Consider the following 26,091-nt stretch of genomic DNA (forward strand, 5'->3'; position numbering starts at 1 on the left):
GGTTGCCCGGTCCGGATCGGTAGCGCCGGGCCACGCCCGGCGAGCGCGGCGGCAACCCGCCGGGCATTGCCCGGCGCTACCGGGACGGGGCGGGCGTATGCTGGAACCTTGTCCCATGGAGCCGCCGCATGCACATCGTGTACAAGGCCGACAACCTGTTCGACGCCCACCTGGTCAAGCACGCGCTGGAAGACGCCGGCATTCCCGCTTTTGTATTTGGCGAGTCATTGCTGGGCGGCATGGGCGAGCTGCCGCTGTTTGGTGTGCTGCGGGTCGGTATACCCGATGCGGCACGCCCGCAGGCCGAGGACATCGTGGCCGCGCTGGACTTGGGCCACGCGCCGGACGCCCCCATTTCAGATGCAGACGACATAGCCGGCCTTCCGGCGTAGGAGCGCATCATGTTGGGAATTGGCCAGGGCATCCTCGGCATCGGGGCCTTCAAGCAGCGCCTGCCGCGCGCGGAAGAGGCGCTGCCGGGACGCGAGCAGCCGTTGCCGCTGCACAGCAACCAGCACTTCGTGAACAGCCATCCGCTGAAGGACCGCTTCGCCGGCCTGCAGCAGATCCGCTTCGCGCTGGGCTGTTTCTGGGGCGCCGAGCGCAAGTTCTGGACCGAACCGGGCGTGTACAGCACCTCGGTCGGCTATGCCGGCGGCATCACCCCGAACCCGACCTATGAAGAGGTCTGCTCGGGCCTGACCGGCCACACCGAAGTGGTGCAGGTGGTGTTCGACCCGGCGGTGGTGAGCCTGGAACGGCTGCTGCAGCTGTTCTGGGAAAGCCATGACCCGACGCAGGGCATGCGCCAGGGAAACGACACCGGCACCCAGTACCGTTCGGCGATCCATGCCACCGACGAGGGCCAGTACAAGGCCGCGCTGGCCAGTCGCGAGGCCTACCAGGCGCAGCTGGATGCGGCCGGCTACGGCCCGATCACCACCGAGATCGTGTACCCGGCACCGGCGTACTACTACGCCGAGGACTACCACCAGCAGTACCTGGCGAAGAATCCGAACGGCTATTGCGGCATCGGCGGCACTGGCGTGAGCTGCCCGATCGGGTTGGATGTGGAGGCGCCGCGCTGACGCGCGGTGGTCCGCCTGCGGCGGGCAACGTCAACGGCTGAAAGCCAAAGCCAAAGCCAAAGCGGCTCTGGGTTGCTGCTTGTTGGGTGGGGCGGTGTGGGTTGGCAGGACACGCCGTGAACCCGTCCCTGGGGGCTCGATGGCGCCTTGCTCGTGTGCGCTGTCCTGCGCACACGGCAAGACCGGGGTTGGGCGTCCTGCCCAACCCGCCCGAGGCATGCCTCGGGCCCATGGCGCCAACGGTCCTGCCAGCCGCCCCCGGCCCCCCTTCGACAGTTTCCCGGTGACGGTGGGCAAGAGCATGGGTTACTGACGAACTGAAGAAAAACAAAAAGGACGCGGCGTTTGCCGCGTCCTTTTTGTTTGGTTCTGCATTGCCCTTGTAGAGCCGAGCCATGCTCGGCTCCGAGCAAGCGAAGCGCGCGACCCGCTGTTGCTCTTCTTTCTTTCTTCCGTGGCGGGCGGCCACAGGAAACTGTCAGAGGGCGGGCGGGTTGGGTTCGCGGGAGTGTCCGCCGCATGGATGCGGCGGCCAAGCCTCCAGGGATGGATTCACGGCGTCTCCCGCGAACCCAACCCGCCCGACCCAGCACGGCTGTTGCTTCATGCCTTTCGCGACCAACCGACCCGCCACGAGGGGCTCAGGCGTTGGCCGGAATCACAGTGCCGCGCGGATCCGCTCGCGCAGTGCTTCCAGATCCTTGGCAAACGCCTCGATACCGGTTGCCAGCTTCTCGGTGGCCATCGGATCGGCCGCCAGATCCGCCGCGAACTTCGCCGCATCGATCGGCGTCACCGCCGTGCCATCGGCTGCACCGGCCACCAGCTTGCGCGGCAGCTCGCCGTGGTCGGCGTCCAGCTTCTCCAGCAGGTCCGGCGAGATCGTCAGGCGGTCGCAGCCGGCCAGTGCTTCGATCTGCGCGGTCGAACGGAACGAGGCGCCCATCACCACCGTCGGCGAACCGCGACGCTTGAATTCGGCGTACACGCCGCGCACGAACTTCACGCCCGGGTCTTCGTCGATGGTGGCCGGGGTCTGGCCGTTGGCCACGTACCAGTCGAGGATGCGGCCGACGAACGGCGAGATCAGGAACGCGCCGGCTTCGCTGCAGGCCAGCGCCTGGGTCGGGTTGAAGATCAGCGTCAGGTTGCAGTCGATGCCTTCGGCCTGCAGGATGCGCGCGGCTTCCACGCCTTCCCAGGTCGCGGCGATCTTGATCAGGATCTTCTCGCGCGGCACGCCGGCGTCGGCGTACATCTGGATGAACTGGCGGGCCTTGGCCACGGTGGCCGCGGTGTCGTGAGCCAGGTCGGCATCCACCTCGGTGGATACCCGGCCCGGCACCAGCGTGCTCAGCAGCGCGCCGACGCCGATGGTCAGGCGGTCGGCCACCGCGTGCACCACGGCTTCGCGGTCGCCACCCTGCTGGCGGCCCCAGGCCAGTTCGCGTTCGATCAGCTCGGCGTAGACCGGCAGGTCCAGCGCCTTCTTCACCAGGGTCGGGTTGGTGGTGCAGTCCACCGGCTGCAGGCGCTTGATCGCCTCGTAGTCACCGGTATCGGCGACGACCACGGACAGTTCACGCAGCTGGGACAGTTTGGACGGGGTACTCATTGCGGCTCCTGGTGCAAGGGAATCGAATCGCGCGCGGTGCGCAGCGGTAATCAGGGGCGGTCGTTATGGACCGCGGTCACGCGCAGGCGCAGCTTCCGGCCACCGGGCGCGTTCCAGTCGATGCTCTGGCCGATCGAAAGGCCGAGCAGGGCACTGCCGACCGGGGCCAGCACGGAGACCTTGCCTTCATCAACGTTGGCTTCGCGGGGGAAGACCAGGGTCAGGACGTGCTTTTCGCCCGACACTTCATCTTCGCATTCCACGCGCGAATGCATCATGACGATGCCTTCGGGAATCTGGTCCGGTGCCATCACGGTGGCCCGGTTGAGTTCTTCAGCAAGCGCGAGCGCGGCAGGCGTCTGGCTCAGCGCGGGGGATTCGAGCATGGCGTCCAGGCGGTCCATGTCGAAAGTAGAAACGGTGATCGACGGCGGCAGGCCGCTGGCGGTACTCATGGTGAAGCTCCTTGGTTGAAAGCCATGCAAAAGGCGGCACCTGCTGGCGCCGCCTGTCTGTATTGTGGGGACAAATGCGGCCGGAATCGACTCCTGCCGATTCCGGGCCGATGCTGCAGGGGTTCAGCCGTTCAGCGCCGGGCCGGGCAGGGATGCCGCATCGGACGTGGCGTTCAGCGCATCCAAGGTGAACAGCGCCTGCGGCAGGCGCTTGAACTGGTCGGCCAGCTCCATCAGGAAGTCGTTCATGGCCGAGCTGCGACGCCAGATCATGGCGATGCGGCGGCTGGGACGGCCCTCGCCGGTGAAATCGAGCAGGCGGATGTTGTTCGAGCGCGGCACCGGCGGCTGCACGGACAGACTTGGCAGCAGGGTGATGCCGACGTCGGCGGCGACCATCTGCCGCAGCGTTTCCAGGCTGGTGGCGCGGAATTCGGACTTCTCATTGGCGCCGAACAGGCGGCAGACTTCCAGCGCCTGGTCGCGCAGGCAATGCCCGTCTTCCAGCAGCAGCAGCTTCTGCGTCGCCAGTTCCTGCACGTCCAGATGTTCGCGACGGGCCAACGGGTGGCGCCCGGAGACAGCCAGCAGGAACGGCTCCTCGAACAGGAATTCGGCATGCAGCTGGTCGTCGATCACCGGCAGGGCCAGCAGTGCGGCGTCGAGCTTGCCTTCGCGCAGGCGGTCCAGCAGCACGTCGCTCTTCTCCTCGACCAGCAGCAGTTCCAGCTCCGGGAAGCGCTCGCGGATGCGCGGGATCACATGCGGCAGCAGGTACGGGCCGAGGGTCGGGAAGATGCCCAGGCGCACCGTGCCGGCTTCCGGATCGCGGCTGCGTCGCGCCGCTTCCTTCAGCTGTTCCACTTCGGACACGATCACCCGCGCCCGTGCCGCCGCTTCCTGACCGGCCGGGGTCAGCATCACCTTGCGCGGTGCGCGTTCCACCAGCGGCAGGCCCAGCTCTTCTTCCAGCTTGCGGATCTGCGTCGACAGCGTGGGCTGGCTGACGAAGCAGGCGGCGGCAGCCCGGCCGAAATGCTTGTGGTCGGCCAGGGCTACCAGGTACTTCAGATCACGTAGGTTCATCCTTACACCCCAGGGGTAACGGACCGGCTGACGGCGTGGTTACCCGACAGGCAGACAATGTTCCCGGTGATCTGGGAACGGTGGATCAGGCTGCTTCAGCAACGGCACCGCTGCTGTTGCTCACCGACGAGCGGATCAGGTGGTCGAACGCACTCAGTGCGGCGGTCGAGCCGGCGCCCATGGCGATGATGATCTGCTTGTAGGGCACCGTCGTGCAATCGCCAGCGGCGAACACGCCCGGCAGGTTGGTCTGGCCGCGCTCATCGATGACGATCTCGCCGCGCGGCGAAAGCGCCACCACATCCTTCAGCCACTCGGTGTTGGGCAGCAGGCCGATCTGCACGAAGATGCCTTCCAGCTCGACGCGGTGGGCATCGCCGCCGATGCGGTCCTTGTACACCAGGCCGGTGACCTTGCTGCCGTCGCCCAGCACTTCGGTGGTCTGTGCGCTGGTCAGCACCGTCACGTTGGCCAGGCTGCGCAGCTTCTTCTGCAGCACTTCGTCGGCACGCAGGCTGGAATCGAACTCCAGAAGGGTTACATGCGACACGATGCCGGCCAGATCGATGGCCGCTTCCACGCCGGAATTGCCGCCGCCGATCACCGCCACGCGCTTGCCCTTGAACAGTGGGCCATCGCAGTGCGGGCAGTAGGCCACGCCCTTGTTGCGGTACTGGTCTTCGCCCGGCACGTTCATCTGCCGCCAGCGTGCGCCGGTGGACAGGATCACCGAACGGGACTTGAGCACCGCACCGTTCTCCAGCTGCACCTGCACCAGGCCGTCTTCGCCGGCCGGCACCAGCGCGCTGGCACGCTGCAGGTTCATGATGTCCACGTCGTACTCGCGCACGTGCTGTTCCAGCGCCGTGGCCAGCTTCGGGCCCTCGGTCTCCTTCACCGAAATGAAGTTCTCGATGGCCATGGTGTCCAGCACCTGGCCACCGAAGCGCTCGGCGGCGATGCCGGTGCGGATGCCCTTGCGCGCGGCGTAGATCGCCGCTGCCGCACCGGCCGGGCCACCGCCCACCACCAGCACGTCGAAGGCGTCCTTGGCGGCGATCTTCTCGGCATCGCGCTTGCCGGCATTGGTGTCCAGCTTGGCCACGATCTGCTCCAGGGTCATGCGGCCCTGGTCGAACACTTCACCGTTGAGATACACGGTCGGCACCGACATGATCTCACGCTTCTCGACTTCGTCCTGGAACAGGGCGCCATCGATGGCCACGTGCTGGATGCGCGGGTTGAGCACTGCGGCCAGGTTCAGCGCCTGGACCACGTCCGGGCAGTTCTGGCAGGACAGCGAGAAGTAGGTTTCGAACCGGTAGTCGCCTTCCAGGTTCTGCACCTGCTCGATCAGCTCGGCGGTGGCCTTGGACGGATGACCGCCCACCTGGAGCAGCGCCAGCACCAGCGAGGTGAACTCGTGGCCCATCGGCAGGCCGGCGAAGGTCAGGTGGATGTCCTGGCCCGGGGTGCCCAGGTCGAAGGACGGCACGCGGCCCTGCCCATCGCGCAGCACCTGCAGCGAGATCTTGTCCGACAGGCTCTCCAGGGTCTGCAGCAGGTCCAGCATTTCCTGCGACTTGGCGCCGTCGTCGGCGTGCGCGGTGATCTGGATCGGGCGGGTCACGCGCTCCAGATAGGTCTTCAGCTGCGACTGCAGGTTGGCGTCCAACATCGGGTCATCTCCTGGCTTCAGGCAAACAGGGGGCGTGGCACCGCTGTAGAAGGTAGCGGACCAGCAGGGGGTAGGGGTGAACCCAAGACAGCGACCGTGGAAGGGGCTGGCTGGCCAAGGCGGGCGCGCGTTGGCTGTCTTGGGTTCACCCCCACGCCGGCGGGGGGACCGGCACGGGGATGAAGGGCGCGCCGTGGCGTGGGGCCACGGCAGGCCGGTACTGCTTTAGATCTTGCCGACCAGGTCCAGCGACGGGGTCAGGGTCTTCTCGCCTTCCTTCCACTTGGCCGGGCAGACCTGGTTCGGGTTGGCGGCGGTGAACTGGGCAGCCTTCAGCTTGCGCAGGGTCTCGGACACGTCACGGGCGATCTCGTTGGAGTGGATCTCCAGGGTCTTGATCACGCCTTCCGGGTTGATGATGAAGGTGCCGCGCAGGGCCAGGCCTTCTTCTTCAATGTGCACGCCGAAGGCGCGGGTCAGCTGGTGGGTCGGGTCGCCGACCAGCGGGAACTGGGCCTTGCCGACGGCCGGCGAGGTCTCGTGCCACACCTTGTGCGAGAAGTGGGTGTCGGTGGTGACGATGTAGACCTCGGCGCCGGCCTTCTTGAACTCGGCGTAATGGTCAGCGGCGTCTTCGATCTCGGTCGGGCAGTTGAAGGTGAAGGCGGCCGGCATGAAGATCAGGACGGACCACTGGCCCTTCAGGCTGGCGTCGGAAACCTTGATGAACTCGCCGTTGTGGTAGGCGTTGGCTTCGAACGGCTGGATCTGGGTATTGATGAGGGACATCATTTTTCCTCTTGGTGAAGGGGAGTGGGTGAATCGACAGGAGCTAGGTTACCCATTCGCTCGCGATAAGAACAATCCATTGATTGCATCTATTTGATAGATGGAGTCTATCAAATGGCCATGAGCAGGCACTGAACCCTGCCGCTCCCATCCTGCAACTGCTTGTGTGACAAGGAAAATCGACCGGGACGTGTGAAGAGGGCTGATAGCCCCTCCTTATCCCATCCGGCGGAACCTGAACGGATTCCGGTTTTGTAGAGCCGAGCCTGTGCTCGGCTGCTCCAGAAGCAGCCGAGCACAGGCTCGGCTCTACAATTGCAGCATGTCCTTTCAAGCCCAACCCACCCTGCGTCAGGTCGTAGCTGACGCCAGTGCCCGCTTGGGCGGTGTCGACGCCCGCCACGAAGCCGAACTGCTGCTGCTGCATGTACTGGAGCGCCCACGCAGCTGGCTGTTCGCCCATGCCACCGATCCGCTGGCCGCCAATGACCAGGCCGCCTTCGAGGCGTTGCTGGCCCGCCGCGTGGCCGGTGAGCCGGTGGCCTACCTGACCGGCCGCCGCGGTTTCTGGACGCTGGACCTGGAGGTCGACCCGGCCACGCTGATTCCGCGCCCGGAAACCGAGCTGCTGGTGGAACTGGCGCTCGAGCGCCTGCCGGCCAATCGCGACCTGCAGGTGGCCGACCTCGGCACCGGCAGCGGTGCGATCGCCTTGGCGCTGGCCAGCGAGCGGCCGCAGGCGCAGGTGCTGGCCACCGATGCCAGCCCGGGCGCGCTCGCCGTGGCCAGGCGCAACGCCGCGCGCCATGAACTGCTCAACGTGCGCTTCGCCGAGGGCGGGCACGACTGGTATGCGCCGCTGCAGGGCGCGCGTTTCGACCTGATTGCCAGCAACCCACCGTACATCGCCAGCGACGACCCGCACCTGGAACAGGGTGACCTGCGCTTCGAACCGGCCACCGCGCTGGCCTCGGGTCCGGATGGCCTGGATGACATCCGCCGCATCGTCGACGGTGGCCAGGCCCACCTGCTGCCTGATGGTTGGCTGCTGATCGAGCACGGTTGGGACCAGGGCGAGGCGATCCGCGCGCTGTTCGACGCGGCGGGTTTTACCGAGGTGCAGACCGTGCAGGACCTGGAGCAGCGCGACCGCATCACCCTGGGCCGGCGTCCGGCCTAGAATGGAGGTTCTCCTGCCCCGGCAGGGCATCACCCTGGAGCTGCAAGCATGCGTACGCTGTACCCCGCCATCACCCCCTACGACGTCGGCACCCTGAAGGTCGACGACCGCCACACGCTGTACTTCGAACAGTGCGGCAACCCGGAAGGCAAGCCGGTGGTGATGCTGCATGGTGGCCCGGGTGGCGGCTGCAGCGACAAGATGCGCCAGTTCCACGATCCGTCCAAGTACCGCATCATCCTGTTCGACCAGCGCGGTGCCGGCCGTTCCACCCCGCACGCGGACCTGGTGGACAACACCACCTGGGACCTCGTCGCCGATATCGAGAAGCTGCGCGAGCACCTGAAGGTCGATCGCTGGCAGGTGTTCGGTGGCAGCTGGGGCTCGACCCTGGCGCTGGCCTATGCCGAGACCCATCCGCAGCGCGTGACCGAACTGGTCCTGCGCGGCATCTTCATGCTGCGTCGCTGGGAGCTGGAATGGTTCTACCAGGAAGGCGCCAACCGCCTGTTCCCGGATGCGTGGGAGCACTACCTCAAGCCGATTCCGCTGGTGGAGCGTCATGACCTTATCTCGGCCTTCCACCGCCGCCTGACCAGCGAAGACGAGACCACCCGCCTGGAAGCGGCCAAGGCGTGGGCGGTGTGGGAAGGCGCGACCAGCTTCCTGCACGTCGATGATGACTTCATCAACAGCCACGAAGACCCGCATTTCGCGCTGGCGTTTGCCCGCATCGAGAACCACTACTTCGTCAACGGCGGCTTCTTCGAGGTGGAAGACCAGCTGCTGCGCGACGCACACCGCATCGCCGACATTCCGGGCGTGATCGTGCACGGCCGCTACGACGTGGTCTGCCCGCTGGCCAACGCCTGGGACCTGACCAAGGTGTGGCCGAAGGCGAAGCTGGAAATCACCCCGGCTTCGGGCCATTCGGCGTTCGAGGCCGAGAACGTGGACGCACTGGTGCGCGCCACCGATAGCTTCGCCTGATCGGTAGTGCCGGTCGCTGGCCGGCAACGCCTCACCGGTAGCGCCGGGCATGGCCCGACGCTGCCAACCCCCATCCACGCATGGCGTGGATTTACCAGTCCCCGGCCAGCAACGCGTCGGCCAGCACCTGCAGCTTCGGCGAGTGCTGGCGCGACGGCGGGTAGATCAGCGACAGCGCACGGCTGCGGCCCTCGAACGGCTGCAGCACGCGTTGCAACCGGCCGTCGGCCAGCGCGTCGGCCACGGCGAAATCCATCACCTGCACGATGCCGATACCGGCGATGGCCGCTTCCACCAGCGGATCGCCGCTGTCGAACACCATCCGCGTCGGCGGTGTGACCTCACGCAGTTGCCCGTCCTGCAGGAACTGCCAGTCCACCAGCCGGCCACTGCGCAGGTTGCGCACCGCCAGGCACGCGTGGCCCTGCAACGCCGCCACATCGTCCGGTGCGCCACAGCGGGCCAGATACGCGGGGCTGGCCACCGTCACCCAGCGCAGCGGACGCAGCGGGCGCGCGACGATGCGCTGGTCGGCGATGACCCCGGTGCGCAGCGCGGCATCGAAGCCTTCCTCGACCAGATCGACCAGGCGGTCGTTGAGCACGGCTTCCACCTGCAGATGCGGGTGCTGCTGCAGCATCGACCCCAGCAGCGGTACCAGCACCTTGCGCCCGAACATCGAGGGCGCACTGATCTTCAGAGTGCCCGAGGGTGTGCACGGACGGTCGGCCAACTGGCGTTCGGCGTCCTCGAGACCGCACAGCAGCGGAGCGACCTGATCGACGAACTGACGACCATCCGGGGTCAGTGCCACGTTGCGGGTGTTTCGCTGCAGCAGCTTCACCCCCAGCGTGGCCTCCAGCCGACTGATCGCGCGCGACAGGCCTGACTGGCTCAGGCCCAGCTGCCCGGCGGCGACGGTGAAACTGCGTGCTTCGGCCACCTGCACCAGCATGCGCACGGCATTGAGGTCCATCGAGGTTCCATTCATGCTGAAAATCATGACAGATATGGCTGGAAAGGGGTTTATTGATAGCTCTGCATCAATGAGACTGCGCTCCCCCACAGCACCGGACCGTCGATGCCTCCCCTCAAGTACCCGCGCTGGGCGCTGGCCCTGCTGGCCACCGCCCAGCTGATCATCGCCCTGGATGCCACCATCATCTTCGTCGCCCTGCACGACATGGGGCGCGCGCTGCAGATCAACGCACAGCAGCTGCAATGGGTCGTCAGTGCCTACACCGTGGCCTTCGGCGGCAGCCTGCTGCTGGGTGGCCGTGCCGCCGACCTGATCGGCCGTCGCCGCTTCTACCGGCTGGGCATGCTGCTGTTCGCACTGGCGTCGCTGCTCGGCGCGCTGGCGCCGAACGCCACCCTGCTGATCATCGCGCGTGCGGCGCAGGGCATCGGCGCGGCACTGCTGTTCCCGGCCACGCTGGCGCTGATCAACACGTTGTATGCGGAAGGTCCGGTGCGCAACCGCGCACTTGCGATCTGGAGCATGGCCAGCGCGGTGGGTCTGGCGCTGGGCACGCTGCTCGGTGGCGTGCTGACCCAAGCGTTCGGCTGGCCGGCGGTGCTGGCAGTGATCGTGCCACTGGCCACCACCTGCGCGGTCGCTGCGGGCGCGTGGTTGCCGGCCGATGGCCCGCGTCTGCAGGGCCGTTCCTTCGATCTGGCCGGTTGCCTCACCGTCACTGCCGGCGGCAGTCTGCTGGTCACTACCCTCGTGCAAGGGCCGGAGTGGGGCTGGACTGCGCCGGCCACGCTGGGCTGCCTGCTGCTGTCGGTGCTGCTGCTGGTGGCGTTCGTGCAGATCGAACAGCGCAGCCGCGATCCGCTGATGCAGTTCGCGTTGCTGCGGCTGCCCGGACTGCGCGCGGCACTGGGCCTGACCTTCGCCTTCATGAGCAGCTATGGAGTGCAGTACTACTTCATGGCGCTGTACTTCCAGGACGGCTACGGCTGGAGCCCGCTGCAGGCCGGCCTGGCTTTCCTGCCGGCGACGGCGGTGTGCACGGTCGGCATCCAGCTGGCGGAGTGGGCGCTGAAGCGCTGGAGTGCACGCAAGGTGCTGGTGCTCGGCCAGCTGGCCGGTGCCGTTGGCATCGCCTGGGCCGCAGCAACACTCCCGCACGCCTCGAACTTCTGGCCGCTGCTGCCCGGCGTGGTAGTGCTGAGCATCGGCCAGGGCATGACCTGGACCTCGATGTGGATCGTGGCCGGGCAGGGCGTGCCGTCCGCACAGCAGGGTGTTGCATCTGGCATGGCGGCGACCGCGCAGCAGATCGGTGGTGCGCTGGGCCTGGCGGTGCTGGTGATGGTGGCCAATGCCCATGCGGGTGCAGCCGGTTCGCCGAGTGCACTGGCCGGGCTGGTGCGCGCCGAATACGGTGCCGCCTTGTTTTCACTGTTCGGCGTGGTGATCGCGCTGGGCCTGCGCCCGGCGCCGGCCGAATCGGCCGCCACCGTCTGCCCGGCCAACGAGGCATGATTGAAGGCGCTGCCGTGGGTGGATGTGCCGCGCCTGGGCAGTGCCGGCCGCTGGCCGGCAAACACATTGATCCAACTACCCTGAGGTTTCCGGCCAGCGGCCGGCACTACCGATCCGGAATGGATCCACGCGCATTCAACCCAGCGCCAGCAACTGCGGCTGCAACGCGCTGAAGATCCGCGCCAGCCGCTCTGCCCACGCCTGCTGCCCGGCGGCATCGGCGATCAGGTCCTGGCGGATCTCCAGTTCCACGTGCACCAGGCCGCGCCCTTCGCCATGCACCGGTACCGCGTAGTCGCTGGTACTGCTGACCGAATACGGTTCGTTGTCACCGACCACCAGGTCGCCTTCATCGCGCAGTGCCTGCAGCAGGGCATGCGCAAAGCGCGTGTCCTGGTGGTACAGCACGCCGGCGTGCCACGGTCGCTGCGCGCCGTTCATCACAGGGGTGAAGCTGTGCATCATCACCAGCAGGGTGGGGCGGCCGGCAGCGCGGCGCGCGTCCAGTTCCGCATCGATGCGGGCGTGGTACGGTGCGTGGATCGCATTGATGCGCTGCTGCCGCTGCGCCGCCGACAGCGCGGCATTGCCGGGCACCACGGTGTGGTCGCTCACCTCCGGAATCAGCGTGGGCGAGGCCAGTGGGCGGTTGCAGTCGATCAGCAGCCGCGAATAGGTCTGTTCGATCGCCCAGGCATCCAGCCGTTCGGCCAGTGCACGAGTGGTGCCGGCAATGCCGATGTCCCAGCCGATATGGCGGTCCAGTTCGGCCTGCGGCAAGCCCAGGCCTGCGAGGGCACGCGGCACCTGCTGGCCGGCGTGGTCGGCCAGCAGCAGGTACGGCGACGCGCCCTGCGGCCGGTGGAGGGTGTAGATCGCCGGGTCGTCGGCGCCGAGCAGCGCCGGCAGCGCATGCAGGTCGGCGTCAGCCACGCGGGCGTCCGTCCAGGTGATGCTCGATCATCCACAGCCCGGCCCAGAGCTTGGCGTCCAGCTCGTAGCCTTCGCCCATCTTCTGCACCAGCCAGGCCGCTGCCTCACTGCGCGGAATCTCGTGGACGATGATGTCCTCGCTGTCGTCGCCACCCCCTTCGCCGATCCGGCGCAGGCCGGTGGCGCGCACGAAGGCGATCTTCTCGCTGCTGGCGCCGGAAGAGGTCGGGCCGATCAGCAGCACTTCGGCGTGATCGGCGGTCCAGCCGGTTTCTTCCTCGAGCTCGCGCACGGCCGAGACTTCAATCGATTCGCCGGCGTGGATGTCGCCGACCAGGCCGGCCGGCATCTCGATGGTGGGGGCCTGCAGCGGTACACGGAACTGTTCGACGAACAGCACCTTGTCCTCCGGGGTGACGGCGATGATGATCGCCGCCAGGCCGCCGGCGTGGGTGCGTTCGCTGTATTCCCAGGTACCGCGCACGACCATGCGCTGGTACTTGCCTTCATAGACGACACGCGGGGCTTCGGTATTGCGCTGGCTCATGCGGGCTCGCTGTGGGTGGGAAGAGGGTCGGCCACGCCAGCGGCATCGAACAGCCGGCGGCGGGTCATCGGGCCGAATCGAAGGGTCTGGCACAGGCCGCCGAGCAGTTCCGGGTCGGCCGCCTGGCGCAGCAAGCCGGGTTGGCTGCCTTCCAGCGGCGCGTCCAGCGCGATGGTGGTCAGCTGGCGCCAGAGCCGGGCATGCTCGCGCTGCTCGCGCAGGCGCACCGCCATCTGGGCCGCGCCGCGCAGGCGCAGGAACGGCACTTCGTCCAGGCGTTCGTACAGTGCATCCATGCTGCCGAAATGGGCCAGCAGCACGGCGGCGGACTTGCTGCCCACGCCACTGATACCGGGAATGTTGTCCACCGCATCGCCGCACAGCGCCAGGTAGTCGGCAATCTGGTGCGCGTGCACGCCGTGCCGCGCTTTCACCCCGGCCACGTTCCAGCGCTGGTTGCGCGCATAGTCCCACTGCTCGTCATGGTCGGCCAGCAGCTGCGACAGGTCCTTGTCGGCGGAGATGATCACGCCGCGATGGCTGCTGCGGTGAACGTGCAGGGCGCTGCCGATCAGGTCGTCGGCCTCGTATTCGTGGTGCGCCAGCACCGCCAGGCCCAACGCCGCGCATAACGCCTTGCAGTGCACGAACTGCCGCTTGAGTGCTTCCGGTGCCGGATCACGGTTGGCCTTGTAGGCCGGGTACAGGCGGTGGCGGAAGCCGCTGTCCAGCGCTTCATCGAAGGCGATGGCGATGTGCTGCGGGCGCTCGCGCTCGAGCAGGTCCAGCAGGAAGCGGGCGAAACCGTGCACGGCATTGGTCGGCCAGCCCTGCGCGTCCTGGAACTGGTCCGGCAGCGAGTGCCAGGCGCGGAACACGTAGATGCTGGCATCGACAAGGTACAGCGAAGGCGGCGGTGCCGGCAGGCTCATGCCGGCGGCGTCCAGTCGCGCAGCAGCGCGGCCGGGTCCGGACGCTCGCGCTCGGGCACGGCGGCCTTCGGCGTACCGATATGGATGAAACCGGCGACGCTCTCGCCCTCGGCCAGGCCCAGGTAGGCGTGCACGGCGGGGTCGAAGGCCATCCAGGCGGTCAGCCACTGCGCGCCGAAGCCCAGCGCCTGTGCGGCCTGCAGCAGGGCGAAGCAGACGCAGCCGGCGGTCATCAGCTGCTCCTGTTCGGGGACCTTCGGGTCCGGTCGCGGGCTGGCCACCACCACGATCACCAGCGGGGCATGACTGAAACGCTGGCGGTCCTTCTCGAATACCGCCTCGCCGGCATGCGGGTCGCGCTGGCGGCTGCGCTCGGCCAGGAAGTTGCCCAGAGTGTGACGTGCATCGCCGGCGATCTTCAGGAAGCGGAACGGTACCCGCTTGCCGTGGTCGGGCACGCGTACGGCCGAGGCCAGCATGCGCTGCAGGGTTGCCGGGTCCGGGCCGGGCTCGCCCAATTGCCGCGAGGGCACCGAGCGGCGGGCATCCAGGGCAAGCAGGGCAGTGGGGTCGGGCATGGAGTCTGAACCGGTCATCACGGGCATTTGATTATAGTCGGGGTGGTCGAAGACGCCGTCTGGGTCGCGTCCAGCCCCTGAATACCAAACTGTGATGAACATCATGCCACTGGCGGGAAAGGGACGGCCGCCTGCTCTCGCCTCGTGGGCCTTGCACGGCTTACGATATCCATCTTGCCGGGCCGCCGGTCATGAGGTTTGAAGTGAGGACTGTTTCACTGTCCGTGACGGGCTGGCCGGCCTACCATCGACGTACCGGTACATGGGGTGTGCCGGCCGCCGCGATGTCCATGCTGACTGTCGTACCAGAGAAGGTGGGGAGCCTTCCCGAATGATGAGCGCGCCCACACCGATGGGATCGCCGGGTCGTGACCCGGTCCAGTTGCAGCGTGCCCGGGACATGGTCCTGCCCGCGCTGTGCCAGGTTTTCGGGGCCGCACTGGCGCGTTTCGACGACGCACTGTTCGACCGCGCCGGCAATGCCGGTTCGTCGCAGCTGCTGTTCCTGGATGCGATGCGTGAACTGCGCCGCCGCCGCGAGGACATCGCCGGTGCCTTCGCCGGCCATCTGCAGCGGGCTTGGGACGCGCTCGCCAGCGGCGAGCCGCTGTCGGCCGAGGCGACCCTGTCCGGTCCTGCCGAAGATGGCCTGAGCCTGCTGGCCGAACATGTACTGGAATCGCGGCTGGCGGTGCGCAATTTCGCCACCGTGCTGCTGCGCGACTTCAAGCCGGTGCTGGCGCGGCTGGACCAGCGCCTGGGCCGCCTGATCGGCGGCGCCGAGCTGGATGCCGACCACAACCCGGTCAGCCCCGAACACCTGGGCGTGGCCATCCACGAGGCCTTTGCCGGCTGCGAGCTGGCGCCGGAAGTGCACCTGGTGCTGATCAAGCTGTGCGAGCGCGACCTGCGCGCGCCGGTGGGCCGCATCTACGAGAAGCTGGACGAGCAGCTGGCCGCCGCTGGCGTGATGTCGCAGGTGGGGGCCCCGCGGCGTCCATTGTCGGCCGCGCCCGACCCGCGCATGGCGGCGGGGGCGGATGATCTGGTCGAGCCGCGCCACGCGGCGGGCTTGGAATCCGAGTTCAGCGATGATGAGCAGGCCGCGCCGGCCTGGGCGCAGCGCTTTGCCGCGCGCTGGTCCGAGCGCCGTGGCCACATGCAGCAGCATCTCGGGGGCGACGATGCCGGCAACGGCGAGGCGTATGCCGGCCAGCAGGGCATGCTGCTGGAGGCCCTGCATGAGCTGCTGCAGCAGACCCGTCACGTTCGCGAGGATGCCACCTCGGCCGCGCAGGTCGCGGTCGGCCAGCATCGCCCGTTGAGCCAGCGCGAGATGATGTCGGTGCTGTCACTGCTGCAGGCCACGCCCAGCGCCACCCTGCGCGCGGCCATCGGCGAGGACGGCGAATCCCTGGCGCAGCGGTTGAAGAGTGAAGTACTGTCCAGCGCGACCCGGCTGGGCGTCGATCCGGGCCAGACCCGGCTGGACCCGCAGGACGAGGATGCGATCGACCTGGTGGGCATGCTGTTCGACGTGATGCTGGACGAGCGCGAACTGGAAGGCCGCTCGCGCGAGCTGATCGGCCGCCTGGTGGTGCCCTTCGTCAAGGTGGCGATGCTCGACCGCCGGATGTTCGTGCAGAAGACCCATCCGGCGCGCAAGCTGCTCAACTCGCTGGCGGAGGCCTGCGAGGGCAACACCGGCGAGAGCCAGGCCGAGCGCATGCTGATGGCCAAGGTCGAGGAGATCATCGAACGGCTGGTGGCCGAGTTCAACGAGAACCTGGCGATCTTCCTGACCCTGGAAGAGGAATTCCGCGAGTTCCTCGTGCAGCACCGCCGCCGCGTGGAAATCGCCGAGCGGCGCGCCGCCGAAACGCAGCGTGGCCAGGAAAAGCTGGAAATGGCCCGCAGCCGGGCAGGTGCCGAACTGGACCGTCGCATCGGCGATGCCTCCCTGCCGCCGGCCATCGCCGAGTTCCTGCGCCAGCCGTGGCAGCACCACCTGACCCTGGCCCTGCTGCGCGAGGGCGAGGAGGGCGCGTCGGTGGCCGAGGCACTGAGCCTGGCCGACGGCCTGCTGGAGGAAGTGGCCGAGGCGCGCCGCCAGATCGTCGGCAAGCCATGGCTGCAGGCCTGGCAGCCGGCGCTGGCCAAGGTGTTCGGCAGCGTTGGCGTGCACGGTGATGCCGCCACCGGCGCCATTGATGCCCTGCATGACACCTTGCAGGGCATTGCCGAATCGCGGCCGGAGCTGCAGCGCGCGCTGCCGGAGCTGCCGCAGGTTGCGTTGCCGGTACCGCCGGTGGCTGAATCGCCAGCGGTCGAGCTCGGCGGGCAGATCGACGCCGACGATTTCGACAACGCCGATGCCGACCGCTTCCGCCGCATGGAAATCGGCAACTGGCTGGATTTCGTCGACAAGGACGGCAAGGTCCAGGCCGGCAAGCTGTCCTGGGTCAGCCCGATTTCCTCGCGTCTGTTGTTCGTCAACCGTCGGGGCGTGCGCTTCTGCGTGGCCTCGCCGGAAGAACTGGCGGTGATGGTGCGGCTGGGCCGCCTGCGTGCCCACGTTGACGATGGCGCCTTCGACAGCGCGATGCAGGGTGTGATCGATCGGCTGGACCCGGGCAGCGCAACGCTGCACTGAGCCGTGGCCGCCTGCTAGGATCGGGAAAACTCACCGATCAGCGGGGACCTGCATGGCCGTGGCGTTGCTGGGGATCAAGGAGACCGCGCCGGGCGAACGGCGCGTGGCGCTGACGCCGGAAACCGCGCGCAAGCTCGGGGCCATGGGCATTGCCGTCTGGTATGAGGCGGGCGCGGGTTTGGCCGCTGGTTTCACCGACGCCGCCTATGACGATGCCGGTGCACGCGTCTTCGACGCGGGCCGCTGGGCCGAGATCGACATCCTGCTGTGCGTGCAGGCCCCCCCTGCGGCGGTGCTGGAACAGCTCAAGCCCGGCGCCAGCGTGGTCGGCCTGCTGGCCCCGGCCAGCGATCCGGCGCTGGCCGCGCTGGCGACCGATGGTCGCCTGCAGCTGTTCCCGCTGCAGCAGCTGCCGCGCACCACCCGTGCGCAGGCGATGGATGTACTCAGTTCGCAGGCCGGCATGGCCGGCTACAAGGCGGCGCTGATCGCTGCAGAACGTGCACCGCGTTTCTTCCCGATGCTGACCACCGCCGCCGGCACTGTGCGCCCGGCCAAGGTGCTGGTGATCGGTGCCGGCGTGGCGGGCCTGCAGGCCATTGCCACCGCGCGCCGCCTCGGTGCACAGGTGGAAGGCTTCGACGTGCGCCCGGAAACCCGCGAGCAGATCCAGTCACTGGGTGCACGCTTCCTCGATCTTGGCGTGAGTGCGGCCGGCGAGGGCGGTTATGCGCGCGCACTGAGTGATGAGGAGCGCGCCGAGCAGCAGCGCCGGCTGGCCGACCACCTGCGCAGCGTGGATGTGGTGATCTGCACCGCAGCGGTGCCGGGGCGACCGGCGCCGACGATCGTGACTGCGGCAATGGTGGAGGGCATGGCTGCTGGCAGCGTGATCGTGGATCTGGCTGCCGAGAGCGGTGGCAACTGCGCTCTGACCCAGCCGGGGCAGTGCATCGAACACCAGGGCGTGACCATTGATGGCCCACTGGGCCTGGCCAGCCGCGGCGCGACCCAGGCCAGCGAGATGTATGCGCGCAACCTGCTCAACTTCGTCGCGCTGTTCGTGCGCGAAGGGCAGCTCGGTTTCGACTGGGAAGACGAGTTGCTGGCCAAGACGCGCTGGCAGGCGTGACCTGACCTGCATGCTGTAGAGCCGAGCCCATGCTCGGCTTGCGCAGACGCGATGAAGCAGCCGGGCGTGGGCTCGGCGCTACAGAGGATTGAATCTGGCCTTACCGGGGCTTCGCCGGCGGCGGGTTGTCGCGCACCCAGTCCTTGCGCTGTTCCGGCGTCATCTGTGACCAGCGCTCGCGCAGGGCATCGCGCTGCGCGGGGGGCAGCCCCCGCATCTGGCCGAACAGGGCGCGGGCCTGCTCGCGCTGTTCCGGGCTCATGTGCTCGAAGCGGCGCAGGCCGCGGCGGGCCTTGTCGCGCTCTTCCGGACTCATCGATTGCCAGCGCTGGCCGTGCGAGAGCATGCGCTGGCGCTGGCCGGCATCGGCGCTGTTCCAGCGGTCGCGTAGCGGCGCCAGCAGGGACTCCCGCTGCGCTTCACTCAACTGTTCCCAGGCCGGCAGCGGTGCGGCCGGCGCAGGGCGTGCGGCAGGGGCGGGCGCGGCGCTCTGCGCCACCGCCGGGACGGCCGGCAGCAGCAACAGGGTCATCAGCAGGGGCAGGGTGTGCAGTCGGGGCATGATTCACTCCATCGCCAGGTCGGTATCGCCCAGCCACAGGTACAGATCGGGATTTTCGTCGTAGAGCGCGCTGTTGTCTTCCACCGCGGCAAGCACAGGTGCCGGCGCAGGGCCCGTCAGCGTGCCATGGCCGGTGAACTGCAGGCCTATTCCCAGCGCCACCACCAGCGAGCACGCACTGGCCAGCCACCAGCGCCAGCGCCCCCGGTGGGCGGCCGTGGCGCCGTGGCGAGCGTGGCGCAGCCGGGCCAACGTTGCAGGCGACAGCGCCTGCAGCGACTGCGCATGCAGGCTGCGCAGGGTGTCGTCGGAAGGCAGGGAGCGTTTCACGGGTGGATCTCCAGATAATCCTGCAGCGCCTGCCGGGCGCGTGCCAGATGGGTTTTTACCGCGCCTTCGCTGCAGCCCATGGCGCGGGCAGTGGTGGCCCCGTCCAGGTCCTGCAGCACGCGCAGGGTGAAGGCCTCGCGCTGGCGGGCGGGCAGGCGGCGCAACGCGTCCACCAGCTGCTGGTACTGCTGGCGCTGTTCATGCGCCTGTGCCGGGTCGGGGCCGGGATCGGCCCAGTCGATCCCGCCGCCTTCCGCGTCTTGGTTGTCGCGCCAGAACGGCAGGCGGAAGCGGCGCCGGCGCTGCACGTCGATCACGCGCCGGCGCAGGATGCTCCAGAACAGCGGTGCCCATTCGGCCGCCGGCTTGTCGGCGTAGTCCAGCATGCGCATGAGCGCGTCCTGCACCGCATCCATGGCGTCTTCGCGCTGGCGCAGGCCGGCCTCGGCGAAGCGGAACGCACGCGGGCCGACGCTGGCCAGGAACGCCTCCAGCGATGCCGGCGGGGCATCGGTCTCGGCGCTCGGGGGGACGGGGCTGCTCACCAGCACAGGGTACGGTTCCTCGCTCGGGGTCACCATCGACAACGCGTGAGCGCCGCTTCGGTTGACGCCGGGTGCACGCGGGGTTCAGCCCATGGTTATGATGGGACGACGAAGACAGAGCAGGAGCGTTGCCAGTGAGTGACGGGTTCGTGGCGCTGTACATCTTCATGCTGGCGGCCATCGCCGGCCACGTGATCATTTCGCGGGTGCCGGTGATCCTGCATACCCCGCTGATGTCGGGCTCCAACTTCATCCACGGCATCGTGCTGATCGGCGCGATGGTGGTGCTGGGGCATGCGCAGACGCCGCTGGAGAAAGCCCTGGGCTTCCTCGCCGTGGTGCTCGGTGCCGGCAACGCCGCCGGTGGCTACGTGGTCACCGCGCGCATGCTGGAAATGTTCAAGCCGAGCGCGCCCAAGGGGGGCCAGGACGAACCGAAGGAGCCGCAGGCTTGAACATCAGCACCGTCGAACTGCTCGATTGGCTGGTCAAGGCCAGTTACCTCGCTGCCGCCACGCTGTTCCTTCTGGGCCTTCAGCGCATGGCCTCGCCGCTGACCGCGCGCAGCGGCATCCGCTGGGCCGGGCTGGGCATGCTGCTGGCCACGGTGGCGACCTTCTTGCTCCCCGAACTGCACAACGTGCCGCTGATCCTGGTGGCGCTGCTGCTCGGCGCCGGCCTGGCCTGGTGGTCGGCCGGCAAGGTCGCCATCACCGACATGCCGCAGATGGTGGCGCTGTACAACGGCATGGGCGGTGGCTCGGCGGCGGCGATCGGTGCGGTGGAACTGCTGCGCTACGCCTTCCTGGCCCATCGCGATACCCGCCACTGGAGCGCGCAGGCGCTGGCCGACCTGGCCGCGCGCCAGCCGTCGGGCACGGTGCTGCTGCTGGCGGTGGTCGGCGCGGCGATCGGTGCCGTGTCGCTGTCCGGTTCGGTGATTGCCTGGGCCAAGCTGGATGGGCGCCTGGACAAGCGCGTGACCTGGCCCGGCCAGCAGGTGATGAACCTGCTGGTGGCGCTGGCCGTGGTGGTGCTGGCGATCATCGCCGCCAGCACGCTCAGCACCTGGGCGATCATCGCCTTCTTCGTACTGGCGCTGGCGCTGGGCGTGCTGATGACGCTGCCTATCGGTGGCGCCGACATGCCGGTGGTGATCTCGCTGTACAACGCGTTCACCGGCCTGGCGGTGTCGTTCGAAGGCTACGTGCTGGGCAACGAGGCATTGATCATCGCGGGCATGATGGTCGGCGCCGCCGGCATCCTGCTGACCCGGCTGATGGCCAAGGCGATGAACCGGCCGATCCGCAATGTGTTGTTCTCCAACTTCGGTGGTGGCGCCGGCGGGGAAGCGCAGGCGATCAGCGGTGCGCAGAAGCCGATTGAAGCGTCGGATGTCGCGGCGATGATGGCCTACGCAGAACGCGTGGTGATCGTGCCTGGTTACGGCATGGCCGTGGCGCAGGCCCAGCACAAGATCTGGGAGCTGGCGCAGCGGCTGGGCCAGCGCGGGGTGAAGGTGAAGTTCGCCATCCATCCGGTGGCCGGGCGCATGCCCGGGCACATGAACGTGCTGCTGGCCGAAGCGGGTGTGCCCTACGACCTGATCGCCGACATGGACGACATCAACCCGGAGTTCGCCAACACCGACGTGGTGCTGGTGATTGGTGCCAACGACGTGGTCAATCCGGTGGCACGCACCGACCCGGCCAGCCCGATCTACGGCATGCCGGTGCTGGACGTGGTCAATGCGCGCAACGTGGTGGTGATCAAGCGCGGCAAGGGCACTGGTTTTGCGGGCATCGAGAATGCGCTGTTCTACGCCGACAACGCCCGCATGCTGTACGGCGATGGTGCCGAAGCGGCAGCCTCGCTGGTCAGCGAGTTGAAGGCGCTCGACGGCGGGCATTGAGGCCGTACCGGTAGCGCCGGGCCATGCCCGGCGGCGTTTCGTGCGGACCGCTGCGCTCGCCGGGCATGGCCCGGCGCTACCCTCATCCACGCGTGACGTGGATCTGCGCGGTCAGCGCGCCAGCCAGGCGCCCACGGCCACGCCCAGCGCCAGCCACAGCCATTCCACCGCGCCATTGGCGAGGGCGATCAGGGTCCAGGCCAGGTGCGGGCCCATCCGCAGGGTCGCGTCCCACAGGTCCAGCCCGATCGAGCCGCCCATCCAGGCGCTGGCGATGGTCCAATTGGCGACGGCGGTCACCAGCAGGGTGCCCAGCACGACCAGTGCAATGCGCAGCCGGCCCGGGCCCAGCGTACCCATGCGCAGCATGAACACCAGTTCCAGGGCGGTCACAACCGCCATCCAGCCGACCTGCCGGCCGGTCATCAGCGCCAGCACCATCCAGGCGAGGGGAGCAACAAGCAGGCCCAGCAACAGCATGATGGGCCAGAGCCAGGTCACGGTCCTGGCACGCGCGGCATTGGAGGACATCGAAGCTCCCTGAAGATCACCCACAGGATACTGTGGTTTGCCGCAGTGCACCGGCGGCGGCAGGGCGGCTGGGCTAGAATGCCGTCTTGCGTGGCCCCGGCCACGGCCCCATATCGGTCCCCATGTATTCCCGTAGCAGCGAACCTGTCCACTTCGAACGCGATTGCGAGGCCGTGATGGTCCCGCAGGGCGACACCGTGACCCTGCCCGCCGGCAGCTATGGGTACATCACCCAGGCGCTGGGCGGCAGTTATTCGGTGTTCGTCGAGGGCAACCTGTTCCGCATCGCCGGCAAGGACGGCGACGCCATCGGCAAGGAAGCGCCGGCACCGCTGGAACTGCCGGCCGACGCCACCGATGAACAGGTGGAACAGCTGGTATGGCAGCAGCTGCGCACCTGCTTCGACCCCGAAATTCCGGTGAACATCGTCGAACTGGGCCTGGTCTACGAGGTCGAGATCAAGCACCTGGACGAAGGCAAGCGCGAGATCGATGTGAAGATGACCCTGACCGCACCGGGTTGCGGCATGGGCGAGATCCTGGTCGACGACGTGCGCAGCAAACTCGAAATGATCCCGACGGTGGCCGAGGCCGACGTCGACCTGGTGTTCGACCCGCCGTGGAACCAGCACATGATGTCCGAGGCGGCCCGGCTCGAGACCGGCATGCTTTGACCCACGGCCCGCAGTGACGCGGGCCCGGCAATACCCGCAACCAGAACAGGAAATCTCCGGTGTCCCAGTCCATTCCCAGCTTCGCCGTCACCCGTTCGGACCACCCGCGCAGCGCTGAAGAGCGCGCCAAGATCCTGGAGAAGCCGGGCTTCGGCCTGCACTTCACCGACCACATGGTGGAAGTACGCTGGGACAAGGACACCGGCTGGCACAACGCCAACGTGCGTGCCTACGGTCCGCTGCAGCTGGACCCGGCCGCGGCCGTGCTGCACTACGGCCAGGAGATCTTCGAAGGCATCAAGGCCTACCGCCATGCTGACGGCTCGATCTGGACCTTCCGCCCGGATGCCAACGGCCGTCGCCTGCAGCGTTCGGCGCAGCGCCTGGCGCTGCCGGAACTACCGGTGGAGATCTTTGTCGAATCGCTGAAGCAGCTGATCGCCGTCGACGGCGACTGGGTGCCGTCGGCCGACGAGTCGAGCCTGTACTTCCGCCCGTTCATGATCGGCGATGAAGCCTTCCTCGGCGTGCGCGGTGCGCACAAGGCCGGCTACTACGTCATCGCCAGCCCGGCCGGCCCGTACTTCGCCAAGGGCGTTGCCCCGGTGTCGATCTGGCTGTCCACCGAATACGCGCGTGCGGCCAAGGGCGGCACCGGTGCTGCCAAGTGCGGTGGCAACTACGCCGCCTCGCTGCTGCCGCAGCAGAAGGCGCAGGCACAGGGCTGCTCGCAGGTGCTGTTCCTCGACCCGGTCGAAGGCAAGTACCTGGAAGAACTGGGCGGCATGAACGTGTTCCTGGTCTACAAGGACGGCACGCTGGTCACCCCGGAACTGTCGGGCAGCATCCTCGAGGGCATCACCCGCGAGAGCATCCTGCAGCTGGCCCGCGACCGCGGCATGAAGGTCGAAGAACGCAAGGTCAGCATCGACGAGTGGAAGGACGGCGTCGCCTCCGGTGCGATCAGCGAAGTGTTTGCCTGTGGCACCGCCGCGGTGGTCACCCCGATCGGCCAGCTGAAGGGCGAGGGCTTCTCGGTGGGCGACATCAACGCCCCGGCCGGCGAAGTGACCATGTCGCTGCGCAAGGAACTGACCGACATCCAGTACGGCCGCCTGCCGGACCGCCACAACTGGCTGGTCAAGCTGGGCTGATCGCCCACATCGAATCGTAGAGCCGGGCCCGCGCCCGGCTGCGCTTCTGGAAAGCCCGTCCCCGCGACGGGCTTTCTGCATTTCAGGCCAAGGGGTCAGATCCCTTTCCGCGTGAAAAGGCATCTGACCCCGGATCGGCGGACGCCGATGTCGGCAAAGTCATTCCGGGACATGTGATGGCCCAGTCAGGTCTGTGCAGGACGCGAGAAAGTTCCTTCACCTTCACAAACCCTTGACCCGAAAAGTCTCAGAACGAACATTTCATCTAGCTGAAAAGACGCTGAAAATCTTGTGGTGTCCGGTTTCGGCCATTAGCGTCATCTGCACGGCGGATCGTTAGGGGGATCCGCTGGCTCGCCGGACTTCGAACCTCGCCAATGCAAGCCAGCCCAGGGTTCGGGCCGGTGCTTCTGCCGATTCCGGCATTCACACCACAAGAAAGGGAAATACGATGTCCCAGGTAACGCAACCGCGTGTGCGTCGAGTGTGGGTGGTCCTTGGTGCGTCCGTTCTGTCATCGCTGCTGCTGGCCACGCCTGCGCTGGCCGGCGATGTCCAGCTCAGCGGCCTGCAGTCCGCGCCGACCCACCAGCGTTTCATCGTGAAGTACCGCGACGGCAGCGCGCCGGTGGCCAACACCACCGCACTGGCCTCTTCACTGAAGAATGCCGCCGCCGGCCTGGCCAGCAGCCAGGGCCGCGCACTGGGCCTGCAGCAGGTCCGCAAGCTGGCCGTCGGCCCGACCCTGGTCAGGACCGATCGCCCGCTCGACCAGGCTGAATCGGAGTTGCTGATGCGCAAGCTGGCCGCCGATCCGAACGTGGAGTACGTCGAAGTCGACCAGATCATGCGCGCGACGCTGACCCCGAACGACACCCGCTTCAGCGAACAGTGGGGCTTCGGTACCTCCAATGCGTCGATCAACGTGCAGCCGGCCTGGGACAAGTCGACCGGCACCGGCGTGGTCGTGGCGGTGATCGACACCGGCATCACCAACCACCCCGATCTCAACGCCAACATCCTGCCCGGCTACGACTTCATCAGCGACGCCGCGATGGCGCGCGATGGTGGCGGTCGCGACAACAACCCGAACGATGAAGGCGACTGGTACGGCGCCAACGAGTGCGGCTCGGGCATCCCGGCCTCCAACTCCAGCTGGCACGGTACCCACGTCGCCGGCACCGTGGCGGCAGTGACCAACAACAGCACCGGCGTGGCCGGTACCGCGTTCAACGCCAAGGTTGTGCCGGTGCGCGTGCTCGGCAAGTGCGGCGGTTACACCTCCGACATCGCCGACGCGATCGTATGGGCCTCCGGCGGCACCGTCAGTGGCGTGCCGGCCAATGCCAACCCGGCTGAAGTCATCAACCTCTCGCTGGGTGGTGGCGGCAGTTGCTCCACCACCTACCAGAATGCGATCAATGGCGCTGTCGGCCGTGGCACCACCGTGGTGGTCGCCGCCGGCAACAGCAACACCAACGTGTCCTCGTCGGTGCCGGCCAACTGCCCGAACGTGATTGCCGTGGCGGCCACAACCTCGGCCGGTGCGCGTGCCAGCTTCTCCAACTACGGCACCGGCATCGACATCTCGGCACCGGGCCAGAGCATCCTGTCCACGCTCAACACCGGCACCACCACGCCGGGCAGCGCCAGCTACGCGTCGTACAACGGCACCTCGATGGCGGCGCCGCATGTGGCCGGCGTGGTTGCGCTGATGCAATCGGTCGCGCCAAGCCCGCTTAGCCCGGCGCAGGTCGAGAGCATCATCAAGAGCACCGCACGCCCGCTGCCGGGGTCATGCTCGGGTGGCTGCGGTGCCGGCATCATCGACGCCAACGCTGCGGTGTCCGCGGCCATCAACGGGGGCGGCACTCCGAATCCGGGCGGCAACGTCCTGCAGAACAATGTGCCGGTCACCGGCCTGTCGGCCAGCAGTGGTTCATCGCTCAGCTACACCGTCAATGTCCCGGCCGGCAGCAGCCAGCTGCGCGTGGCGATCAGCGGCGGCACCGGTGACGCCGACCTCTACATCCGCCAGGGCAGCGCGCCGACCGACACGGTGTACACCTGCCGTCCGTACCTGAGCGGCAACAGCGAGACCTGCACGGTGAACAGTCCGGCCGCCGGTACCTGGTATGTGCGGGTGAAGGCGTACAGCACTTTCTCGGGCGTGACCCTCAACGCCCAGTACTGAGCCCAAGTCCCTCTCCATGGGCACGCCCCGGCCCAGGCC

At 67.8% G+C, this 26,091-nt stretch carries 26 protein-coding genes; 12 read left to right on the forward strand and 14 right to left on the reverse strand.

The annotated features are described in order from the left end of the window. The first annotated feature begins 128 nt into the window (after positions 1-128). Both AC5P8C_RS15510 and msrA read left to right on the forward strand, forming a co-directional pair. Positions 129-392 (forward strand): putative signal transducing protein, encoded by a 264-nt coding sequence (locus AC5P8C_RS15510; RefSeq protein ID WP_010481810.1) that lies wholly within the window; start codon positions 129-131, stop codon positions 390-392. A 30-nt stretch (positions 393-422) separates the two neighbouring features. After that, entirely contained in the window at positions 423-1,088 is a 666-nt protein-coding gene (gene msrA / locus AC5P8C_RS15515) for a peptide-methionine (S)-S-oxide reductase MsrA (RefSeq protein ID WP_026347146.1), read from the forward strand. 658 nt (positions 1,089-1,746) lie between these two features. Here msrA and AC5P8C_RS15520 read toward each other — a convergent pair. The 5 genes from AC5P8C_RS15520 to ahpC all read right to left on the reverse strand — a co-directional run bounded on the left by AC5P8C_RS15520 (position 1,747) and on the right by ahpC (position 6,711). Further along, on the reverse strand, positions 1,747-2,703 hold the full coding sequence (locus AC5P8C_RS15520) for a transaldolase (RefSeq protein WP_019661133.1): 957 nt from the start codon (positions 2,701-2,703) through the stop codon (positions 1,747-1,749). Positions 2,704-2,753: 50 nt separating this feature from the next. Beyond that, a complete protein-coding gene (rnk, locus tag AC5P8C_RS15525) occupies positions 2,754-3,158 on the reverse strand; it encodes a nucleoside diphosphate kinase regulator (protein WP_019661134.1) in 405 nt (134 codons plus the stop codon). A gap of 123 nt (positions 3,159-3,281) precedes the next feature. Then, positions 3,282-4,244, reverse strand: a complete 963-nt coding sequence (locus AC5P8C_RS15530) for a LysR substrate-binding domain-containing protein (RefSeq protein WP_019661135.1) — start codon at positions 4,242-4,244, stop codon at positions 3,282-3,284. Positions 4,245-4,329: 85 nt separating this feature from the next. Beyond that, complete coding sequence (gene ahpF, locus AC5P8C_RS15535) at positions 4,330-5,922, reverse strand: alkyl hydroperoxide reductase subunit F (protein WP_019661136.1); 1,593 nt, start codon at positions 5,920-5,922, stop codon at positions 4,330-4,332. 225 nt (positions 5,923-6,147) lie between these two features. Then, positions 6,148-6,711 carry an alkyl hydroperoxide reductase subunit C gene (gene ahpC / locus AC5P8C_RS15540; protein WP_005415368.1) on the reverse strand — a complete coding sequence of 188 codons (564 nt, stop codon included), beginning with the start codon at positions 6,709-6,711 and terminating at the stop codon, positions 6,148-6,150. Positions 6,712-7,033: 322 nt separating this feature from the next. Between ahpC and prmC the strand changes: the two genes are divergently transcribed. Together prmC and pip are read left to right on the forward strand one after the other, a co-directional pair. Then, complete coding sequence (gene prmC / locus AC5P8C_RS15545; protein ID WP_495219053.1) at positions 7,034-7,891, forward strand: peptide chain release factor N(5)-glutamine methyltransferase; 858 nt, start codon at positions 7,034-7,036, stop codon at positions 7,889-7,891. 48 nt (positions 7,892-7,939) lie between these two features. After that, entirely contained in the window at positions 7,940-8,881 is a 942-nt protein-coding gene (gene pip, locus AC5P8C_RS15550; RefSeq protein ID WP_019661138.1) for a prolyl aminopeptidase, read from the forward strand. Positions 8,882-8,972: 91 nt separating this feature from the next. Here the strand turns inward: pip and AC5P8C_RS15555 are convergent, their stop codons facing one another. After that, positions 8,973-9,857, reverse strand: coding sequence for a LysR family transcriptional regulator (locus AC5P8C_RS15555; RefSeq protein WP_233654163.1), 885 nt, complete (start codon positions 9,855-9,857; stop codon positions 8,973-8,975). 105 nt (positions 9,858-9,962) lie between these two features. Between AC5P8C_RS15555 and AC5P8C_RS15560 the strand changes: the two genes are divergently transcribed. Beyond that, positions 9,963-11,375: an MFS transporter gene (locus AC5P8C_RS15560; RefSeq protein ID WP_019661140.1), complete on the forward strand. Its 1,413-nt coding sequence runs from the start codon at positions 9,963-9,965 to the stop codon at positions 11,373-11,375. Positions 11,376-11,510: 135 nt separating this feature from the next. Here the strand turns inward: AC5P8C_RS15560 and AC5P8C_RS15565 are convergent, their stop codons facing one another. Genes AC5P8C_RS15565 through AC5P8C_RS15580 form a run of 4 tightly spaced genes read right to left on the reverse strand, consistent with a single transcriptional unit; the run spans position 11,511 to position 14,365 of the window. Beyond that, entirely contained in the window at positions 11,511-12,308 is a 798-nt protein-coding gene (locus AC5P8C_RS15565) for an N-formylglutamate amidohydrolase (protein ID WP_019661141.1), read from the reverse strand. Next, positions 12,301-12,855 carry an NUDIX hydrolase gene (locus tag AC5P8C_RS15570; RefSeq protein ID WP_019661142.1) on the reverse strand — a complete coding sequence of 185 codons (555 nt, stop codon included), beginning with the start codon at positions 12,853-12,855 and terminating at the stop codon, positions 12,301-12,303. The genes AC5P8C_RS15565 and AC5P8C_RS15570 overlap by 8 nt, the downstream gene beginning before the upstream one ends. Further along, on the reverse strand, positions 12,852-13,787 hold the full coding sequence (locus AC5P8C_RS15575; protein WP_019661143.1) for a 5'-3' exonuclease: 936 nt from the start codon (positions 13,785-13,787) through the stop codon (positions 12,852-12,854). Before AC5P8C_RS15575 ends, AC5P8C_RS15570 begins: the two co-directional genes overlap by 4 nt. Further along, positions 13,784-14,365 carry a nitroreductase family protein gene (locus AC5P8C_RS15580; protein WP_026347148.1) on the reverse strand — a complete coding sequence of 194 codons (582 nt, stop codon included), beginning with the start codon at positions 14,363-14,365 and terminating at the stop codon, positions 13,784-13,786. The genes AC5P8C_RS15575 and AC5P8C_RS15580 overlap by 4 nt, the downstream gene beginning before the upstream one ends. A 331-nt stretch (positions 14,366-14,696) precedes the next feature. Between AC5P8C_RS15580 and pacR the strand changes: the two genes are divergently transcribed. Beyond that, positions 14,697-17,018 (forward strand): PacR family protein, encoded by a 2,322-nt coding sequence (pacR, locus tag AC5P8C_RS15585; protein WP_019661145.1) that lies wholly within the window; start codon positions 14,697-14,699, stop codon positions 17,016-17,018. 52 nt (positions 17,019-17,070) lie between these two features. Further along, positions 17,071-18,150, forward strand: a complete 1,080-nt coding sequence (locus AC5P8C_RS15590) for an NAD(P) transhydrogenase subunit alpha (RefSeq protein WP_019661146.1) — start codon at positions 17,071-17,073, stop codon at positions 18,148-18,150. A gap of 100 nt (positions 18,151-18,250) precedes the next feature. On the opposite strand, the gene AC5P8C_RS15595 is transcribed toward AC5P8C_RS15590, so the two are convergent. The 3 genes from AC5P8C_RS15595 to AC5P8C_RS15605 are packed head-to-tail and all read right to left on the reverse strand — an operon-like array spanning position 18,251 to position 19,623. Further along, complete coding sequence (locus AC5P8C_RS15595) at positions 18,251-18,712, reverse strand: DUF3106 domain-containing protein (RefSeq protein ID WP_019661147.1); 462 nt, start codon at positions 18,710-18,712, stop codon at positions 18,251-18,253. A 3-nt stretch (positions 18,713-18,715) separates the two neighbouring features. Beyond that, the gene (locus AC5P8C_RS15600) at positions 18,716-19,042 is read right to left on the reverse strand and encodes a hypothetical protein (protein ID WP_019661148.1); all 327 of its coding nucleotides are present in this window, start codon (positions 19,040-19,042) and stop codon (positions 18,716-18,718) included. Then, entirely contained in the window at positions 19,039-19,623 is a 585-nt protein-coding gene (locus tag AC5P8C_RS15605; protein ID WP_019661149.1) for an RNA polymerase sigma factor, read from the reverse strand. The genes AC5P8C_RS15600 and AC5P8C_RS15605 overlap by 4 nt, the downstream gene beginning before the upstream one ends. Positions 19,624-19,721: 98 nt before the next feature. On the opposite strand from AC5P8C_RS15605, the gene AC5P8C_RS15610 reads away from it, so the two are divergent. Continuing rightward, positions 19,722-20,042, forward strand: coding sequence for an NAD(P) transhydrogenase subunit alpha part 2 (locus AC5P8C_RS15610; protein WP_019661150.1), 321 nt, complete (start codon positions 19,722-19,724; stop codon positions 20,040-20,042). Further along, a complete protein-coding gene (locus AC5P8C_RS15615) occupies positions 20,039-21,499 on the forward strand; it encodes an NAD(P)(+) transhydrogenase (Re/Si-specific) subunit beta (protein ID WP_019661151.1) in 1,461 nt (486 codons plus the stop codon). Before AC5P8C_RS15610 ends, AC5P8C_RS15615 begins: the two co-directional genes overlap by 4 nt. A gap of 111 nt (positions 21,500-21,610) precedes the next feature. Here the strand turns inward: AC5P8C_RS15615 and AC5P8C_RS15620 are convergent, their stop codons facing one another. Beyond that, positions 21,611-22,030, reverse strand: a complete 420-nt coding sequence (locus AC5P8C_RS15620) for a hypothetical protein (protein WP_019661152.1) — start codon at positions 22,028-22,030, stop codon at positions 21,611-21,613. A gap of 122 nt (positions 22,031-22,152) precedes the next feature. Between AC5P8C_RS15620 and sufT the strand changes: the two genes are divergently transcribed. The 3 genes from sufT to AC5P8C_RS15635 all read left to right on the forward strand — a co-directional run bounded on the left by sufT (position 22,153) and on the right by AC5P8C_RS15635 (position 26,052). Then, positions 22,153-22,704, forward strand: coding sequence for a putative Fe-S cluster assembly protein SufT (gene sufT / locus AC5P8C_RS15625; protein WP_005415385.1), 552 nt, complete (start codon positions 22,153-22,155; stop codon positions 22,702-22,704). Between the two features lie 59 nt (positions 22,705-22,763). Beyond that, positions 22,764-23,858 carry a branched-chain amino acid aminotransferase gene (locus AC5P8C_RS15630; protein WP_019661153.1) on the forward strand — a complete coding sequence of 365 codons (1,095 nt, stop codon included), beginning with the start codon at positions 22,764-22,766 and terminating at the stop codon, positions 23,856-23,858. A 451-nt stretch (positions 23,859-24,309) separates the two neighbouring features. Next, positions 24,310-26,052, forward strand: a complete 1,743-nt coding sequence (locus tag AC5P8C_RS15635) for a S8 family peptidase (protein ID WP_019661154.1) — start codon at positions 24,310-24,312, stop codon at positions 26,050-26,052. Positions 26,053-26,091: the final 39 nt, after the last annotated feature.

The sequence above is a fragment of the Stenotrophomonas sp. YJH_SMC_46 genome (assembly GCF_059370315.1).